This window comes from Epibacterium sp. ABZ3_068 (assembly GCF_056159265.1).
This window is the reverse complement of record NZ_JBSWUV010000001.1, coordinates 3,999,349-4,015,412: the sequence shown is the minus strand read 5'-3', so window position 1 is coordinate 4,015,412 and position 16,064 is coordinate 3,999,349. Positions and strand designations below refer to the sequence as shown.

The following is a 16,064-nucleotide window of genomic DNA, read 5'->3' as shown; positions in this document are numbered from 1 at the left end:
AACGAAGGATGATGATATGTCGCGCCGTTGCGAACTGACCGGAAAAGGCCCGATGACTGGCAACAATGTCAGCCACGCCAACAACAAAACTAAACGTCGCTTCCTGCCGAACCTGAACGACGTGACTCTGCAGTCCGAGACTTTGGGCCGTGGTGTGAAGCTGCGTATTTCTGCTGCTGCTCTGCGTTCGGTGGACCATCGCGGTGGTCTGGACGCGTTCCTGGCAAAAGCCAAGGACGAAGATCTGTCCAGCAACGCTCTGAAAGTTAAGAAAGAAATCTTTAAGGCACAGGCTGCTGAAGCGTAATTCGCTGATTGCAACTGTCTGAGATTTGAGCGCCGCACGGGACGTACCCGCGCGGCGTTTTTGCGCATTTTGCGCCCTTGTCCAAGGTTTGGCCAACAGGCATAAGACGCCGGTATGCAACGTCTTTGGTCCATCTGTTTTGCGCTTGTTCTGGCCCTGTCCCTGATCCTTCAGGGGCAAAGCGCGGCGGCGCGCGTGACGATGCAGGATGCGGCAGGGCAGATCGTGATCTGCACCGGGTCAGGCCCGATGACGGTCTTTGTGGATGAAAACGGTCAGCCCGTCGATGCACCTGCTCCCTGTCCGGACTGCCTGATTCTTTCGGTTGTTGCGCTGTTGACGTCACCAATTGAGATTTCAGCCCCATCTCGGACAAGCCACCGCACGACGGCGCAGACTTGTCAGTTTTGCCCTGACTGGCTGGCCTGTACTCCCTGTGCTCGCGCTCCCCCGACCGTGTCTTAACTTCAAATCCCAAAATCGAAATCTGATAAGACACATCCCAAAAGGGGGAGACAACATGTCCCTGAAAACCTATTTTCTTGCCGCTGGCTTGATGGCCGCTGCTGTAGCACCTGCCTTTGCAGAAAGCGATAAACCCATCATGATCGAGGACGCCTATGCGCGCGTTTCCTCTCCGAACGCCAAGGTGGGCGCGATCTTCTTTGAGATTGAAAACCATGGAGGCGCGGCGGACCGTTTGATCGACGCAAAGTCGGATGTGGCGGCGCGGGTTGAACTGCACACCCATAAAGAGGGCGAGGGAGGCATCATGCAGATGCTGCATGTGCCTGAAGGGTTTGTGATTCCTGCGGACGGCCATCACGCGTTGAAACGCGGAGGGGATCATGTGATGCTTATGGGGCTGCATCATGGCTTGAAAGACGGGGACAGCGTTCCTCTGACCCTGGTCTTTGAGGAGGCCGGCGAAATTTCGCTTGAGGTGAAAGTGGACCTGAACCGTGCGGATGCGCAAGGCGCAGAGGCGGCGCATGGTCATGATCATGGCGCGCATAAGCACGACGATCACGATCATTCAACCCATTCCCACGGGAATTAAGCCCAATCGGGAAGGGCGCGTCGGCAGGCGCAATGCGCCCTTCGCCGCGCCCGTCGCCCTTGAGGGGCTCCCCTGCGCCCAGGGTGTGTCGCCTGATTAAGTCGGGACGTGCTGTGCGTGATACCTTTTCCCGCGCGCAAGCTGCAAAGTTCCTATTAAACCAATGATTTGCTGGACAGAACTTCGGTGACCCAAGCGGGAACGGTCTTGCTGGCCAGGCCAAACCGGGTTTCGTCAAAACGGCTGACAACAGCGGAAGGCTCAAGGTTCAGCTCAACTGTATGCGCCCCAGCAAACCGGGCCTCTTCTACAAAACCAGCTGCCGGGTAGACTTGCCCTGAAGTTCCAATCGCAGCAAAGAGATCTGCCTGCGCCAGGTGGCCATAGATCTCTTCCATGTGATACGGCATTTCTCCAAACCAGACCACATTCGGGCGGCTGCTCATCTGGGCGCAGGATGGGCAGCGATCTGTGACCTGCATCTCATCCGGCGCGGTCCAACAATGCCCGCAACGCGCGCATAGCGCCTGGTCCAATTGCCCATGCATGTGAAACACAGTGTGGCTGCCCGCGGCTTCATGCAGGCTGTCGACATTCTGCGTGACCAGTACCACATGGCCCGGCCAGTCTTTCTGTAGCCGGGTCAACGCGTGATGTGCCGCGTTTGGCTGCGCCTTGGCGGCTTGCGCCCGGCGTGCGTTATAGAAACGATGAACCAGCGCCGGATCCCGGGTGAACCCTTCTGGCGTGGCGACGTCCTCTATTCGGTGTTGCGCCCAAAGCCCGTCTTCGTCGCGAAAGGTGCCAAGTCCGCTTTCGGCGGAAATACCTGCTCCGGTCAGAATCACTATGGTGCCTGCGGATTGCTCTGTATGTGCCATCTCGTTAAAACCTCATCTGGCATCCCGCGCCTGTCGCGGTTTAGTTTGGAGTCGCTTCACCATGACCTATCGTGTGCTGTTTGTCTGTTTTGGGAATATTTGCCGCTCACCCGCGGCGGAAGGGGTGTTCAGAACGCTTTGCCCGGATGTGCAAACCGATAGTGCAGGGACGGGGCGTTGGCATGTGGGGGAACCGCCCTATGCTCCGATGCAGGCGGCCGCGCGGTCAAGGGGGCTGGACATTTCGGACCTCAGAGCGCGCCAATTCACGTCCGAAGATTTTGCCGCCTTTGATCTGATCATCGCCATGGATCAGAGTAATCTGGATGATATCGAGGCGCTGCGCCCGGCCGGAAATCAAACGGTGGCAGAGCTGTTCACCACCTACGCCCCGTTATGCGGCTCGGATCATGTTCCCGACCCCTATTACACGCGCGATTTTGCGGGATGTCTGGATCTGATTGAACACGCCGCAGCCGGGCTGATGCGGGCACTAAGTGCCCCTTAATCCTCGATTACCCGAAATTCACCTGTGAGCCAGGGCAGGCGGTTCTGGGCCGGGTCGATCATCTGGCTTTGCACCAGCCGACGTACGGTGGTCGCCACATCACGGGGCACCTGTTCCGCCCAATCTGACGCCGCAAAGAGCGAGATCGTGCGGTCCGCATTGCCAAAGGGCAGGGGGAAGGCGTCCAGTTGTTCGTGAAACCGCGCCGCCCGCATAAAGCCAAGTGGAGTCGTGACAGCCCATCCAATGCGGCGCGCAACCATCGCCATCAAAGCAAGGTGAGAGCCTATCTCGAACCGCTCTTCAAAATCGAGTTTCTGGCTTTGCATATGGGCTTCGATTTGCTGCGAGATCAATTGATCCCGCGCATATCGCAGGAACGGGAGCTTGCCCAGACGATCAAGATCCTCGTGCCCGGTCTCAAGGAATCCGCGTGGAGCCACCAGAATAAAGGGGTCCCGCACCAAAGGGTATTCGTCGATTCCGTTCTTTGACTCACCTGTGGACGCGCCAATCGCGATGTGGAGTTCGCGAGCTTCCATGGCTTTGCTGATGTCCAGACTTGAGGCAGTGATCATCTTGAACCGGCATTGCGTCATGCTGTCGGCCAATATGGTCGCCAGGCGAGGCGTCAGATCATTGTCAAAATCGTCTATCAGCCCGATTGATAGGGTGCTGAGATGGGTGAGATCCATCACCGACATCTCGCTCTGTGCAAGGCGAAGCTCGGCCAGAACCAGCTCTGTTCGGCTCAGGAAGTTACGTCCGGCCGCGGTTAGAACCATGGGGCGGCGGCCGTGATCCACGAGGTCTCCGCCCAGGGCCTTTTCAAGATTTCGCAGCTGCTGGCTGACCGCAGGTTGGCTCAACCCTGTGATCTCGGCTGTTTGGGCAACTGATCCTGTTTTTGCGAGGGCCTCAAATACTTCCAGCCCGCGTAACGTCACGCCTTTTAACAACATGCTGCGCTCCAAATGAAATCGACACTTTGTAATCTCAGTTCAACTTAAAGAAAAAGGTGCAGGTTTACTGTCTTTTCCCCATAAAATCGCGTGTTAAACCGTAAAAATCAGAAGGTTATATTTACAATATGGCACACGCGCAGAGCAAAGCCAATTAGACGAAAGTTTTTGATTATCAAAAACACCGTCATGCAGCCGTAGTTTATGCTGCATTGCCGCAATGCGATTTGGCGCTGCGTCTTGAGTGACGAAAGCACGTTCCCCCTTCATCTGGCGCGGGCAATGCCAACGTCAGCGATCTGGTCTCACAGCAATGGGTTTGCGAGGAGGCGTGTCGCGCTTTGGGTGTGGGCTAACAGTCGGGGTTAGCTACAGACCTGCGCCGCTGTTTCACCAAAGGCTTTGTAGCGATTCCACAGGCGGTTGTCGCTGACACGGTCGGATTGGCGCACTTCTTGCGCCTGATCAGGGTCTTTGAACCATTTTGCAACCGTGCGCTGTTCCGTACGGCTCAGTTTGGCGTCTGCGACGCGTCCAATGCAATTGCACAAGGCCCGGCTGGCGCTGCGGTCAGATTGGCGGCAGGCTTTTTCTATGTCCGCACTGGCAGGGCTCAAAGGGGCAAATACTGCCAAACCAATGGATAATGCGCCTACAGCCAGCAAGATACGCGTCATGACTTATGCCTTCTCTCCGTGAACCGGCGGATTTATTCCTGCCGAAAACCTGTCCCAAGGGGTTCCTTTTGCCCGCAGTGCGCGCGCTTTCAGCTACTATGGAAGGACAATGGAGAGCAATCAATCAAATGCTAGTAAAAAACGCCACTGCGCAAATATTTGCCGATCTGTGCCAGAACAGTCGCAGACCGGCAAATTTTCGTTTTATCACGCGGCCTTGCGCGCGTTTTGCCATTGGTTTGTGAACCCTTCATAGCGCTCAACCAATGCACCATTTGGGCCAGCCAAAATAAGAAGCCCGCTGACCAGATTGCCGAGTACGACGGGATTGCCCAGTATCGGCGAAACCGCTGCCCGATCACCCGGTGCGCAGGTTTGGGCGTTCAGTTTGTTCAAGGTGCCTTCCAGTACGTCAAACGCCATGTTGAACTTCGCGACCTCTGATTTCAGCGTTGATTTCGCGGGCTCTGCAACTGTTCCCTCGGGGAGGTTGCGAAGCTGGAGAACAATCTGTGTCAGGCTCTGTGGCATTTCAGTCAGGGCCAATTGGGCTCCTATAGGGGAAACACCCTCCGTGGGTTTGGGAGAGGTTGCGCGCAAGGCGGCGGCCGCACCATCCAAAACCGCCGTGGCAAGAATGCGGTTGTCCAAAAGATGGTCTACAGTTTCTGGCATAGCAGCCTGCATGCGTACCGCGGCTTCTGCCTTTGCGGCCTCTGCTGTGGCGGCGGCTTCCGCCCGCGCGGCTGCGGCTGCGGCCATGGCAGCGCGCATCCGCTCAATTTCCTGAGCAACGGCCTGCGCGCCCGCGCGCCAGATTGCATCATCTATTTGTGCAACAGCTGTCTGGAATTCCCAGTCAACGGGGCGACCACCCATGTAGCCCTGGTACCATTCGACCCAATAATCCCAGAGCGGGTCATTTTTTGCGGCCTTTACAAAGCCTTCCCAGAATTCAAGCATCGGCATGGGCGCTTTGCCAGTGGACCAAAGACGCGTTGTCAGAAGGTCCGTTCCGGCGGAGCCGATTTCCGCATCCTTCAGCATCGTGGCCTCAGAGTCGAACGGGTTCAATCCTGCGGTCAGCGTTGATGATCGCGCCGTGTCCCCGGCAAGCTGCATCGCTTGTGACGCCGCATCCGCAACAGATGCTTTTGAGCTGCTCAGAACGGTTTCAGCCGCTGACATTCCTGCCAATGTGGCCGTTCTGTCGGTGACTGAGGGGTACATGCGCGGAGCTGCCCGCGTAGCCGCATGGGCCGCGTCCTTCAACTCTGGTGAAGGGCCGTCTTCCTGTCTGGCAGCCACACAAGCCACAATGGTGGCGCGCAGACAGGACACCAAAGAGGCACCGGCGTTGACATTGCCTGAGGTTCGCTCAACCTGGTTCATAACGGCTGGAAGACTGCGCAGCGCCGCCCGCGCGGCCATTGCGCGGCTCAAGCTTGCAGGTTGCGCTGATAGCCAAGCATAAAGCTCCCGCTCGTTGGTGACCTCGTCCATCTCGACCTGTGCCGCTGCCTGTCCCGCCATGGCTACTGTTACTCCCGCGCTTCCGCTTCAAATTTCCTGTCTCATGGTCACACACGCGCTTGACCAAATCGCAAATCCAAATCATATCCCACAGCCATGACAGAGCTCTCGAAAATCCGAAACTTCTCCATCGTCGCACATATTGACCATGGCAAATCCACCCTCGCCGACCGTCTGATCCAAGAGACGGGTACGGTGAAGGACCGTGACATGAAGGACCAACTGCTTGACAGTATGGACATCGAACGTGAACGCGGGATTACCATCAAGGCAAATACAGTTCGAATTGAGTATAAAGCCGACGATGGTGAAGTTTACGTTCTGAACCTGATCGACACCCCGGGTCACGTCGATTTCGCCTATGAGGTCTCCCGCTCCATGCGCGCGGTTGAAGGCTCGCTTTTGGTGGTCGACAGCACCCAAGGGGTCGAGGCGCAGACGCTGGCCAATGTCTATCAGGCGATCGAAGCGGATCATGAGATCGTGCCGGTTCTGAACAAGATCGACCTGCCTGCCTCAGACTGTGACCGCGTGGCGGAACAGATCGAGGACGTGATCGGCATCGACGCAACCGAGGCAATCCAGGTTTCGGCCAAAACCGGGCAGGGTATCCGCGAGACGCTGGAAGCCATTGTCCAGAAACTGCCTGCGCCTGAGGGTAATCTGGATGCGCCCTTGAAGGCGATGCTGGTCGACAGCTGGTATGACGCATACCTTGGCGTCATCGTTCTGGTGCGCATCATGGATGGCACGCTGAAAAAAGGCATGCGCGTGAAGTTCATGTCCAACAACACACTGCACCATGTGGATCGCGTGGGCGTGTTCCGCCCGGAAATGCAGATGGTGGACAGCCTTGGCCCCGGCGAAATCGGTTTTCTTACCGCCTCGATCAAACAGGTGCGCGACACCCGCGTTGGCGATACGATCACCAATGACCGCCACGGCACCGAAGTGGCGCTGGACGGTTTTAAACCCGCGCAGCCGGTGGTCTTCTGTGGTCTCTTCCCGGTGGATTCGGCTGAATTCGAAGACCTGCGCGACGCCATTGATAAGCTGGCCCTGAACGACGCCTCATTCTCTTTTGAAATGGAGACCTCTGCCGCCCTTGGCTTTGGCTTCCGCTGTGGCTTCCTGGGCCTCTTGCACCTTGAGGTGATCCGCGACCGGATCGAACGTGAATATAATATCGAGCTGATCACCACCGCGCCCAGCGTGATCTACCACATCTATATGAAGGGTAAGGACAACGAACCCGGTGAGATGATCGAGCTGCACAACCCCGCCGACATGCCCGACATGTCCAAGGTCGACCATATGGAAGAGCCTCGGATCAAGGCGACCATCATGGTGCCGGACGAATATCTGGGCGACGTGCTGAAACTCTGCCAGGACCGCCGCGGCATTCAGGAAGACCTGACCTATGCCGGCACCCGCGCCATGGCCGTTTATGACCTGCCCCTGAACGAGGTGGTCTTTGACTTCTATGACCGTCTGAAATCGGTGACCAAGGGCTATGCCTCCTTTGACTATCAGATGACCGGCTACCGTGAGGATAACCTCGTGAAAATGTCGATCCTGGTGAACGATGAACCCGTGGATGCGCTGTCAACCATGGTCCACCGCGACCGGGCCGAACAGCGCGGCCGTGCCATGTGTGAAAAGCTCAAAGAGCTGATCCCGCGCCACATGTTCAAAATCCCGATCCAGGCGGCCATCGGCGGCAAGGTCATCGCCCGCGAAACCCTGAGCGCATTGCGCAAAGACGTAACCGCCAAATGCTACGGCGGCGACGCCACCCGGAAACGGAAGCTCTTGGACAAGCAGAAGGCGGGTAAGAAAAAGATGCGCCAGTTCGGGAAAGTAGACATCCCGCAAGAGGCGTTTATTTCGGCGCTCAAGATGGATGATTGATTTTCGCCCCCGCGCCCCGGCGCGGGGGCGAAACGCTCCATGTGCTATCTCTACGTTTGCTAGGCCGCGCGCCAACTTTTTGACATGCCCTCAAATCACGTTCGTTAGGTTGTGTCTTAAGTGTTTGATATAGTGAAGATTCACAAGAGGGTTGCTGTGTTTCTTGGACCGTCTATCATAAAAGAAAACGAGAGAGCCATGAACGAGATTTTTGTTACTGCCCCACAGCCGACTCTCAAGCGCGTGGCTGATTTAGATGGACCCGATTTTTACCCGACGCCAGCTTGGGCAACCCATGCGCTTATCGAAAACGAGTCCTTCGTTGGAGATATTTGGGAGTGTGCCTGTGGCGATGGCGCAATGAGCTCCGTTCTCGAAAAAACAGGCCAAGATGTCACTAGTTCGGATCTATACGACAGGGGCTTTGGGGAGGGTGGTGTAGATTTCCGGAATACTTCCAGAAAAGCAACTAACATTATCACCAACCCGCCTTTTAATGCAGCAGAAGAGTTTGTGCATTCCGCACTGAAAGCCGCTGACAGGAAATTCGCATTGCTGCTGCGGCTTGCTTTTCTAGAAGGAGCAAGACGTCAGGCAAGTATTTTTAGAAGTGCCGCCCCGAGCAAAGTATGGGTCTTTAGTGAAAGAATAACTTTCTACCCTAAAGGAGCAGTCCGCAAAGGCAGTGGAACAACCGCCTATGCTTGGTTTGTTTGGGATAAGGACCACGAAGGAATAACAGAATTAAACTGGTTGCCTACCGGTTACAAAAATCGACAATTTAATTGAGTTTTGCGGCGTAACTGCGTCCCATTTTGGTTAGTGTCCAAGACTCCGTAGGCTTGTCGTAGTCAGCTAAGCCTTGCGCGGATAGGCCAGTGCTTTGATTGCGATGTGAAACTAGGTTTCGTACTTTCTGTGAAAAGTAAGTGTCGCTACGATTTTTGGCAAGTTGCGCATCTTTTCCTGATGGTTTTAGTCGCTTGGACAGTCGTTGAATGAGATCAGAAGTACTGAGAGTTTGTCTGGGCACTTTTAACATTTCTTTGCATGCTTCGTTGCGGATCTCGGATTCGGTATAAGTCATTTTAGGATCTCGGAATTATTTCTGTACATCCTATAGTGGTGTGATGATCTGTTTTCTTCAAGTTGAGAAGTGGAAACGGCCACGATTTTGGGGTGAACAGATTGCAGGAATACGCATCCTTGGCCCGCTTGGTAAACTGAACGTCAGTATCAAACAAAACGCATGAGCTTTGCCCACACCTCGGTGCTGCGCTGCCCTTCGTGTGTTGCGGCGCAGGTCTGCAAATGAATTCAGGTTTTCCAAGTGCCCGGCAAATGTCGCCGAAGGCCGAACAGGTTCTCAAACTAAACAGCAGAGCCTACTGCCCAGCACTCTCTTCTTTCTTCTTCTTATCTTGATCATAGTGCCACTTGATGGCGAAATACATGCCGACGCCCAGCACAATCAGCTTGAACGGCAGGAAGACGATCGGGAAGAAATTTACCCAGTTTATGTCCATCTTCTCTCTCCTTGATGCGATCAACACGAGTGGTCCGCGCGGAGCGCTACGCCAAAGCCGGGCCGGGCTGTAGCCGCCAGATTGACGCAGGGCAGATGTGCCTTTTGCTGGGTGATAAACGGGAACCCGGATCAGAGCGCCTGCTGCACATCCGTTGCGGCCTGGCCGATGGCTTGTCCGGCTTTCTCGATATCGCGGCCGGCTCCTTTGGCGGTCTCGCAGGCGGTTAACGCACACAGGGCAAGAATCAACAGGGCGGTGCGGGTCATGGGGGTTCTCCATCTTTGGTCCCGTCGCAGATGCATGGGACGTCGTTCGTTGTTGCGCAGACATTCCCCAAAACCCGCGCCTTTGGCAAGGGGGCGAGCAGGGGGGCAGGGCAGGGCCGCCTTTTGTTGCGACTCCTGTTGGCCAGGGCCCCGGATGACCCAGATCAAAGCGTATGAATTCGGAGTTCGATATGTGTCCACCTGCGCGCGCGAGGTACAGAGATCGAGGTCCGAATGTTCCGTCTTGCTTTAATCCTTCACGTCTTTATCGGGTCCACTTTGATGGGGGCCGCGATAATTGCAGCGCTTGCGCTTGGGATGACCACGCTTCAGCCGATTCTCGTTGCTGCGGCCATAGGCTTTGTGGCCGCCGTCCCGGTGAGCTGGCTGATTGCAAAACAACTATATGGAGCGCAGTGAGAAGGGCGCTGTCGGGACAAAAAAGGCTCTGGCCTTCCTGTTTGATCGAAGTCACAACTTTGAACACATGGGACAGAGACGGAGTTTGAGGCCTTTCCTGTCCGGACCGGCTGATTTAAAGGGGCGATAGATTTCCCTCTTCAGGAGCCCGTTCGCCCCCGTGACTTGCCAATTATGTTCTGCCGCCGCTCCTGTTGATCTGTTTCCGGTTGCGGGTGGTCCCGAAGCGGCCGCTGTGAAAATCTGCGGTACCTGTGCCGAACAGATTTCGGGCGATATGGATTCGGATCACTGGCGGTGTCTTGCCACAACTATGTGGAGTGAAACCCCTGCGGTTCAGGTTCTGTCAGCGCGTTTGCTCAAACGGCTGTCCGATCAGGATTGGGCACGGGATCTTTTGGACCAGCTCTGGCTGGATGACGAGACACAGGCCTGGGTCGATGCCGAGCCTGCAGAGACGTCCCACAAGGACAGTAACGGTGCCCCGCTGGCCGCTGGGGATACAGTGGTTCTGATCAAGGATCTGCCCGTCAAAGGTGGTGGGTTCACCGCCAAACGTGGGACCGCAGTGCGCAATATCTCTTTGGTTGCGGACAACCCGGAACACATCGAAGGGCGCGTTGAAGGTCAGCGCATTGTAATCCTAACCAAATACGTAAAACGAAAATGAGTTGCCCATGCCACAATGACGGGGCAAAAAGATGCGGAATTCTTGCCGAGCCACGCCCCGTGTGGCAGAAAGAAGCAACTGCCAATGATAAAGAGCTGTGCCAATGACAGATTTTGCCGAACGTCGCCGCATGATGGTGGATACTCAGGTCCGTCCGTCTGATGTGACCAAATATCCGATCATTGAAGCGATGCTGGCAGTTCCGCGTGAGCAATTCGTGCCTGATGCTCAGGCTGAAGGGGCCTATGCCGACCAAAATGTTCCTTTGGGAAATGGTCGTGTCCTGGTTGAAGCCCGGACCATCGCCAAAACTCTTGATGCCCTGGATATCAACAAGGATGAGCTGGTGCTCGATCTGGGCTGTGGACTTGGATATTCCACGGCCGTGATTTCACGCATGGCGCAAATGGTTATCGGTGTCGAAGAAGAGGATAATCTGGCAGACGATGCTGCGTCGATTCTGTCAGATGTGGGCGCGGATAATGCCATCATCCATAAGGGGGAACTGGCGGCGGGGGCCGCTGAACATGGCCCTTATGACGTGATTGTGGTGCAGGAGGCGGTGGAAACACTGCCAGAGGGTCTTTTGGCCCAGCTCAAAGACGGCGGTCGTATTGCGGCTCTGTTTATGACCGGCGCCCTGGGGGAAGTGAAAATCGGCTACAAGGCAAATGGCGCTGTGTCCTGGCGTTTTGCCTTTAATGCCACCGCGCCGGTTCTGCCCGGCTTCAAAGCTGCCACAGAATTTGCTCTCTGATCCAAGATCAGCGGGTGGTCGTCCGGGTTTGCGCCCTGACAGATTATGTGAATGAAACGGCGGCTTGATCTTAAGGTCCAGCCGCCGAAACATGTTTGAATTCACGCCATTTGGCTCCGGATCCGGGGCGGGGCGGCGGCAGATAGGTGACAAAGATGCTGAAGACCATTTTCGCAAGACGAACCCAAAACGGCGGCAAGAAAAGCGCTGTACGTGCCTTGGCAATGGCGGGCAGCATGCTGGCTGTATTGGCCGCACCCGGCCAGCTCAAGGCGGATAATCTTTCGGATGCCCTGATCGGAGCCTATAAAACCAGCGGCCTTCTGGAACAGAACCGGGCCTTGCTGCGGGTGGCAGACGAAGATGTGGCCTCGGCGGTTGCAGCAATGCGTCCGATTGTGAACTGGGCTCTGACGGCGTCGCATCGTTACTCGCGCGCGCCGGGCACGCTTACGCTTCAGGACCATGACACCAATACCTTTGCAGCCACGATCAACCTGTCCTGGGTTCTGTGGGACGGCGGTCAGCGCCAGTTCACCAAACGCGCCGCTCAGGAGGCTGTACTGGCGACGCGTCAAAGCCTTCTCGACGTGGAACAGCAGGTTCTGTTTAACGCGGTGACAGCTTATGTCAGCGTGCTCTTCCAGGAAGAAAACGTGCGTCTGCGCAGCAACAACCTGCGTCTTCTGCGTGAAGAACTGCGGGCTGCACAGGACCGTTTTGACGTTGGCGAAGTGACGCGGACAGATGTTGCCCTCGCCCAAAGCCGGGTTGCAGGTGCGCAGGCGGACCTGACACAGGCGCGCGGGGACCTTGCATCGGCGCAAGCGACTTATAAACAAGTGGTTGGTCGGGAACCTGGCGCGATCCAGGGGCAACCGCCCTTGCCAAGTGGCACGCGGTCCGAGCGTGATGCGCAGTATCTGGCCCGTCGCAACCATCCGGCCTTGCTGTCTCAGCAGCATGCGGTGAAGTCTGCAGAATTGCGTGTTGAAAGCACCCGTGCTGCTTTGGGGCCGTCGATCACCCTGCGCGGTGATGTTGGGCATACACAGACGTTTAACCAGCGCACCGACACTGACACTCGTGGCGTATCTCTTGAACTGGGACAGACCATTTATGCGGGTGGCGGACGCCAATCGGCGTTGCGGGCCGATCGCGCACGCCTGGATGCTGAAAAGGGCGTGCTGATTTCAGCCCAGCGTCAGATCGAGCAGGGTGTTTCAGCGGCTTTTGCAACGCTTGAAGCTACACGCGCCAGTTTGACATCGTCTGAACAGCAGGTGCGCTCAGCCCGTGTGGCCTTTGATGGTGTCCGCGAGGAAGCGACCCTAGGCGCGCGCACAACACTGGATGTGCTCGAAGCCGAACAGGAGCTGCTGGATGCACAGGTTGAGCGTGTGCAAGCGCGGGCGAACCTGTCGTTGGCTGCCTATGAACTTCTTCAGTCCCAGGGTCTTCTGACCGCCGAGCATCTCGGTCTTGCGGTCGAAATCTATGACCCGACACTCTATTATAATCTGGTTAAAGATGCCCCGGCAGCAGGCAGCAAGCGCGGAAAAGACCTGGATCGTGTTCTCAAGGCGCTTGGCAAGCAATAAGACAGAAGAAAACCGCGAGGCACTCGGCAGTTGTCGGATGCCTTTCAGCAGGTTACAGTCTCAAAAAAGAGGCCAGAGTAGTTAGGTAGTCATGTCAGGTCCCCTAGAGCAGGCAGGTGTCGAAGACGTCCTTTCCTCAATCCGTCGATTGGTCAGTGAGGACAACCGAATCGCGCGTTCTCCCTCTTCTGCACGCGCAAAAGGCCTGCGCCCGCGGCTTGTCCTGACACCTGCTTTGCGTGTGTCTCCCGAAGACGCCGCGACTCCGGAACCTGCGGCCGCAGAAGATGACTTTACCGAGAATACCAAAGACGTGTTTGACAGTCCGAATATGTCAGAACACACGATGGAAGACGCTCAGGTAGAAACGGCCGAAGTCTTCCCGCATGAGGAAGAGGACCGCAGCGAAGTGTCACCTGCAGCGCGTTTCCTCGGGGGGGACGATACGTTGGAACGTCCGGCATCGCTGGATGTGTTTAGCCTGCGCGGACTGTCAACGGACGCCGGGGGTGCCGACGCCGATGTGCAGCTGGAGGTTGAGGCGGAGGTGGCGGAAGATGGCACGCTGCAGTCTCCGCCTTGGAAAGATCCGGATACCACACTTTATGATGCGGCTGTCGGGCTGGAGGACGCGGGGGGTGAGGCTGAAACAGCAGCCAGTGCCGCTGATGATGTTTCGCCACGGGGTCCGTCTGAAGCGCCGGAGACAACAGCTGAGGTGACACAGCTTCACAACGCAACGGCACGCCAGAGAGCTGCGGCCGTGGTGCGCAAGATAGCCGAGATGGAAGCCGCAGATGCAAATTCCACGGCAAAAGTGCAGTGGGAACCCGATGCGCGCCAGAATGGACCTTTTGCCAATGGAACCTCGACCTGGCGTGCGCCTGCAGATGAGAGCGTTGTTCCCGAGACAGCTGACCCTGTTGAGGTTCTTTCTGCCGAGGTTGTCGATATTACCGCTGAAGAGATCGAAGACGATATAGCTGAAACGGTTTTGGCTGCCGATAACATCTCGGATGAAGCAGCTGTTCTGGATGAAGACACGCTGCGGGATATGGTCGTGGAAATCGTGCGCAGTGAGCTACAGGGTGCGTTAGGTGAGAAAATCACCCGAAATGTCCGCAAACTGGTCCGCCGCGAAATTCAGCGCGCTCTGGCCGCCCACGACCTTCTTTGACACGATAGGCTGCTGATCTGCGTTGGACTTGCGGGGGAACATCTCCTCTGGGGATGCATTGGTGCGTCCTTTTGTGATTGGTGGAACATTATCCCATGGGGTCTCGCAGACACTCCCGCCCAGCTCCGGTTTCCTTTTGAGAAAACCATCGCCGGTTGGGCGTGGCACCGCGCCTTTGGCGCGGTGCCACGCCCAAGACCGCAGGCGGCATCGGCCCAATTGGCCGATGGAACCAAAGGGCGCGGGAGCGCTCCCCTTTGGGTAAACGCACAGGTTTATGCTTTTCTAGGACGAGGTTACGGAGCCTGACAGTTCCAGAAGTTGGTCCAGGTCCAGATAACGTTCCAAGTGGCTCGCAAGTTGATCCAGCGCTTCGTCCACGTCAGCGTCATATAACAGCGTACTTTTCACGCCTATGTCCGCCAGAAACTGTGCGCGGAACGCGTCGTTGGAGAAAAGCCCGTGCAGATATGTGCCGCTCACACGCCCACTGAGGTTTGCTGCGCCCTCAGCGCGTCCGTCAATCTCGAGCCAGGCGCGGGCGCAGTCTGGTCCGGTTGTGCGACCCATGTGGATCTCATAACCGTCGACCACCAGGCCACCGTCGCGTGTCTTCGCTTGCGTCAGTGTCACTCGCTTGTCGCCAGCCATGACCGTTTCGACATCCAAAAGCCCGAGCCCTTTGGCACGCCCCGGACGTCCATCCACTCCCGCAGGGTCGTCCACCCACTGCCCAAGCATCTGGTAACCGCCGCACAGGCCCAGAACGCGTCCGCCCCGCCGGTGATGCGCGTTAATGTCGATGTCCCAACCCTGGGCCCGCAGGAAGGCAAGATCGCCCAAAGTGGACTTGCTGCCGGGGATCAGAACCAGATCCGCATCACCTGGTAGCGCGCGTCCGGGAGGAACCATCTCGACGCTCACATCAGGTTCTGCGGCCAACGGGTCAAGGTCGTCGAAATTCGCCATCCGCTCCAACTGAGGGACCGCCACTTTGAACGTGCCGCCAATTCGGGAGGCCACGTCCATACTGTCCTCTGCGGGGAACTTCCAGGCGTCCTGGAACCAGGGGATCACCCCCAGCGAAGGCCAGCCCGTGCGTGCGGCGATGTCGTCGCGTCCCGCGTCAAACAGACTGAGGTCTCCGCGAAACCGATTGACGGCAAACCCGACGATCTTGTCCCGGTCCGCCTGATCCAGCACCGCCTGAGTGCCAACAATCTGCGCTATGACCCCGCCGCGGTGAATGTCCCCCATCAGGATCACGGGCACATTGGCCGCCTGCGCAAAGCCCATATTGGCAATGTCACCCTTGCGCAGATTGGTCTCTGCCGGAGAGCCGGCGCCCTCTATCAGGATCAGATCCACATCTGCCGCCAGCCGATGAAAACTCTCAAGCGCTGCCTCCAGCAGGCCTGTCTTGTCCCGCATGAAAGAACCGGCAGCCCGCGTACCACGCCGCTTGCCCTGTACAATCACCTGCGCGCCTGTATCGGTCTCGGGCTTCAATAAGATCGGGTTCATATCTGTGTGAGGGAGGCGACCAGCAGCGCGGGCCTGTAGCGCCTGTGCCCGACCGATCTCGCCACCTTCGGGTGTGACCGCCGCATTGTTGGACATATTCTGGGGCTTGAACGGTGCAACCCGCAGTCCGCGCCGCGTAAACGCCCGCGCAAGCCCTGCCACGATCAAAGATTTGCCAACATTGCTGCCTGTGCCTTGCACCATGATCGCGCGTGTCACGTAGTGTTCCTAACCTAGAGCCGGGCGGGTGATTCCGCTGGGCGACCTTAAAACCAAACGAG

At 57.0% G+C, this 16,064-nt stretch carries 19 protein-coding genes; 11 read left to right on the top strand and 8 right to left on the bottom strand.

What is annotated here, in order from left to right; genetic code table 11:
* The first annotated feature begins 16 nt into the window (after positions 1-16).
* From rpmB to ACXAEW_RS19445, 3 genes are all read left to right on the top strand, one after another.
* Positions 17-307 (top strand): 50S ribosomal protein L28, encoded by a 291-nt coding sequence (rpmB, locus tag ACXAEW_RS19455; RefSeq protein WP_474942904.1) that lies wholly within the window; start codon positions 17-19, stop codon positions 305-307.
* Positions 308-421: 114 nt separating this feature from the next.
* Positions 422-772: a hypothetical protein gene (locus ACXAEW_RS19450; protein WP_474942903.1), complete on the top strand. Its 351-nt coding sequence runs from the start codon at positions 422-424 to the stop codon at positions 770-772.
* 55 nt (positions 773-827) lie between these two features.
* Positions 828-1,367 (top strand): copper chaperone PCu(A)C, encoded by a 540-nt coding sequence (locus ACXAEW_RS19445; RefSeq protein WP_474942902.1) that lies wholly within the window; start codon positions 828-830, stop codon positions 1,365-1,367.
* 155 nt (positions 1,368-1,522) lie between these two features.
* On the opposite strand, the gene ACXAEW_RS19440 is transcribed toward ACXAEW_RS19445, so the two are convergent.
* A complete protein-coding gene (locus ACXAEW_RS19440; RefSeq protein WP_474942901.1) occupies positions 1,523-2,248 on the bottom strand; it encodes an NAD-dependent deacylase in 726 nt (241 codons plus the stop codon).
* Between the two features lie 61 nt (positions 2,249-2,309).
* Here ACXAEW_RS19440 and ACXAEW_RS19435 point away from each other — a divergent pair, with 61 nt between their 5' ends.
* Positions 2,310-2,756: a low molecular weight protein-tyrosine-phosphatase gene (locus ACXAEW_RS19435; RefSeq protein ID WP_474942900.1), complete on the top strand. Its 447-nt coding sequence runs from the start codon at positions 2,310-2,312 to the stop codon at positions 2,754-2,756.
* Here the strand turns inward: ACXAEW_RS19435 and ACXAEW_RS19430 are convergent.
* The 3 genes from ACXAEW_RS19430 to ACXAEW_RS19420 all read right to left on the bottom strand — a co-directional run bounded on the left by ACXAEW_RS19430 (position 2,753) and on the right by ACXAEW_RS19420 (position 5,928).
* Positions 2,753-3,718 (bottom strand): LysR family transcriptional regulator, encoded by a 966-nt coding sequence (locus ACXAEW_RS19430; RefSeq protein ID WP_474942899.1) that lies wholly within the window; start codon positions 3,716-3,718, stop codon positions 2,753-2,755. The genes ACXAEW_RS19435 and ACXAEW_RS19430 overlap by 4 nt on opposite strands.
* Positions 3,719-4,083: 365 nt before the next feature.
* Positions 4,084-4,395: a hypothetical protein gene (locus tag ACXAEW_RS19425; RefSeq protein WP_474942898.1), complete on the bottom strand. Its 312-nt coding sequence runs from the start codon at positions 4,393-4,395 to the stop codon at positions 4,084-4,086.
* Positions 4,396-4,602: 207 nt separating this feature from the next.
* Positions 4,603-5,928, bottom strand: a complete 1,326-nt coding sequence (locus ACXAEW_RS19420) for a hypothetical protein (protein WP_474942897.1) — start codon at positions 5,926-5,928, stop codon at positions 4,603-4,605.
* 96 nt (positions 5,929-6,024) lie between these two features.
* On the opposite strand from ACXAEW_RS19420, the gene lepA reads away from it, so the two are divergent.
* Positions 6,025-7,839, top strand: a complete 1,815-nt coding sequence (lepA, locus tag ACXAEW_RS19415; protein WP_474942896.1) for a translation elongation factor 4 — start codon at positions 6,025-6,027, stop codon at positions 7,837-7,839.
* 198 nt (positions 7,840-8,037) lie between these two features.
* Positions 8,038-8,628, top strand: coding sequence for a hypothetical protein (locus ACXAEW_RS19410; protein ID WP_474942895.1), 591 nt, complete (start codon positions 8,038-8,040; stop codon positions 8,626-8,628).
* Here the strand turns inward: ACXAEW_RS19410 and ACXAEW_RS19405 are convergent.
* From ACXAEW_RS19405 to ACXAEW_RS19395, 3 genes are all read right to left on the bottom strand, one after another.
* Positions 8,621-8,926 (bottom strand): hypothetical protein, encoded by a 306-nt coding sequence (locus ACXAEW_RS19405; RefSeq protein WP_474942894.1) that lies wholly within the window; start codon positions 8,924-8,926, stop codon positions 8,621-8,623. The two genes, ACXAEW_RS19410 and ACXAEW_RS19405, sit on opposite strands and share 8 nt — an antisense overlap.
* A gap of 298 nt (positions 8,927-9,224) precedes the next feature.
* Complete coding sequence (locus ACXAEW_RS19400; RefSeq protein WP_153214844.1) at positions 9,225-9,365, bottom strand: hypothetical protein; 141 nt, start codon at positions 9,363-9,365, stop codon at positions 9,225-9,227.
* Between the two features lie 131 nt (positions 9,366-9,496).
* On the bottom strand, positions 9,497-9,634 hold the full coding sequence (locus ACXAEW_RS19395) for an entericidin A/B family lipoprotein (RefSeq protein ID WP_474942893.1): 138 nt from the start codon (positions 9,632-9,634) through the stop codon (positions 9,497-9,499).
* 234 nt (positions 9,635-9,868) lie between these two features.
* On the opposite strand from ACXAEW_RS19395, the gene ACXAEW_RS19390 reads away from it, so the two are divergent.
* The 5 genes from ACXAEW_RS19390 (at position 9,869) to ACXAEW_RS19370 (ending at position 14,259) form a co-directional block, all read left to right on the top strand.
* Entirely contained in the window at positions 9,869-10,054 is a 186-nt protein-coding gene (locus ACXAEW_RS19390) for a CTP synthetase (RefSeq protein ID WP_474942892.1), read from the top strand.
* 160 nt (positions 10,055-10,214) lie between these two features.
* Complete coding sequence (locus tag ACXAEW_RS19385; protein ID WP_474942891.1) at positions 10,215-10,724, top strand: PhnA domain-containing protein; 510 nt, start codon at positions 10,215-10,217, stop codon at positions 10,722-10,724.
* A 103-nt stretch (positions 10,725-10,827) separates the two neighbouring features.
* The gene (locus ACXAEW_RS19380) at positions 10,828-11,481 is read left to right on the top strand and encodes a protein-L-isoaspartate O-methyltransferase family protein (protein ID WP_474942890.1); all 654 of its coding nucleotides are present in this window, start codon (positions 10,828-10,830) and stop codon (positions 11,479-11,481) included.
* A 155-nt stretch (positions 11,482-11,636) separates the two neighbouring features.
* Positions 11,637-13,082, top strand: a complete 1,446-nt coding sequence (locus ACXAEW_RS19375; RefSeq protein ID WP_474942889.1) for a TolC family outer membrane protein — start codon at positions 11,637-11,639, stop codon at positions 13,080-13,082.
* 91 nt (positions 13,083-13,173) lie between these two features.
* Positions 13,174-14,259: a hypothetical protein gene (locus tag ACXAEW_RS19370; protein WP_474942888.1), complete on the top strand. Its 1,086-nt coding sequence runs from the start codon at positions 13,174-13,176 to the stop codon at positions 14,257-14,259.
* A 285-nt stretch (positions 14,260-14,544) separates the two neighbouring features.
* On the opposite strand, the gene ACXAEW_RS19365 is transcribed toward ACXAEW_RS19370, so the two are convergent.
* Positions 14,545-15,987, bottom strand: coding sequence for a cobyric acid synthase (locus ACXAEW_RS19365; RefSeq protein WP_474943071.1), 1,443 nt, complete (start codon positions 15,985-15,987; stop codon positions 14,545-14,547).
* Between the last annotated feature and the right edge of the window lie 77 nt (positions 15,988-16,064).

Bases quoted from the DNA above. Each gene is read 5' to 3' on its own strand.
- ACXAEW_RS19450 (WP_474942903.1), top strand. From the start codon at position 422: ATGCAACGTCTTTGGTCCATCTGTTTTGCGCTTGTTCTGGCCCTGTCC.
- rpmB (WP_474942904.1), top strand. From the start codon at position 17: ATGTCGCGCCGTTGCGAACTGACCGGAAAAGGCCCGATGACTGGCAAC.
- ACXAEW_RS19420 (WP_474942897.1), bottom strand. From the start codon at position 5,928: ATGGCGGGACAGGCAGCGGCACAGGTCGAGATGGACGAGGTCACCAAC.
- ACXAEW_RS19405 (WP_474942894.1), bottom strand. From the start codon at position 8,926: ATGACTTATACCGAATCCGAGATCCGCAACGAAGCATGCAAAGAAATG.
- ACXAEW_RS19440 (WP_474942901.1), bottom strand. From the start codon at position 2,248: ATGGCACATACAGAGCAATCCGCAGGCACCATAGTGATTCTGACCGGA.
- ACXAEW_RS19395 (WP_474942893.1), bottom strand. From the start codon at position 9,634: ATGACCCGCACCGCCCTGTTGATTCTTGCCCTGTGTGCGTTAACCGCC.
- ACXAEW_RS19370 (WP_474942888.1), top strand. From the start codon at position 13,174: ATGTCAGGTCCCCTAGAGCAGGCAGGTGTCGAAGACGTCCTTTCCTCA.
- ACXAEW_RS19425 (WP_474942898.1), bottom strand. From the start codon at position 4,395: ATGACGCGTATCTTGCTGGCTGTAGGCGCATTATCCATTGGTTTGGCA.
- ACXAEW_RS19410 (WP_474942895.1), top strand. From the start codon at position 8,038: ATGAACGAGATTTTTGTTACTGCCCCACAGCCGACTCTCAAGCGCGTG.
- ACXAEW_RS19430 (WP_474942899.1), bottom strand. From the start codon at position 3,718: ATGTTGTTAAAAGGCGTGACGTTACGCGGGCTGGAAGTATTTGAGGCC.
- lepA (WP_474942896.1), top strand. From the start codon at position 6,025: ATGACAGAGCTCTCGAAAATCCGAAACTTCTCCATCGTCGCACATATT.
- ACXAEW_RS19445 (WP_474942902.1), top strand. From the start codon at position 828: ATGTCCCTGAAAACCTATTTTCTTGCCGCTGGCTTGATGGCCGCTGCT.
- ACXAEW_RS19400 (WP_153214844.1), bottom strand. From the start codon at position 9,365: ATGGACATAAACTGGGTAAATTTCTTCCCGATCGTCTTCCTGCCGTTC.
- ACXAEW_RS19365 (WP_474943071.1), bottom strand. From the start codon at position 15,987: ATGGTGCAAGGCACAGGCAGCAATGTTGGCAAATCTTTGATCGTGGCA.
- ACXAEW_RS19390 (WP_474942892.1), top strand. From the start codon at position 9,869: ATGTTCCGTCTTGCTTTAATCCTTCACGTCTTTATCGGGTCCACTTTG.
- ACXAEW_RS19435 (WP_474942900.1), top strand. From the start codon at position 2,310: ATGACCTATCGTGTGCTGTTTGTCTGTTTTGGGAATATTTGCCGCTCA.
- ACXAEW_RS19380 (WP_474942890.1), top strand. From the start codon at position 10,828: ATGACAGATTTTGCCGAACGTCGCCGCATGATGGTGGATACTCAGGTC.
- ACXAEW_RS19375 (WP_474942889.1), top strand. From the start codon at position 11,637: ATGCTGAAGACCATTTTCGCAAGACGAACCCAAAACGGCGGCAAGAAA.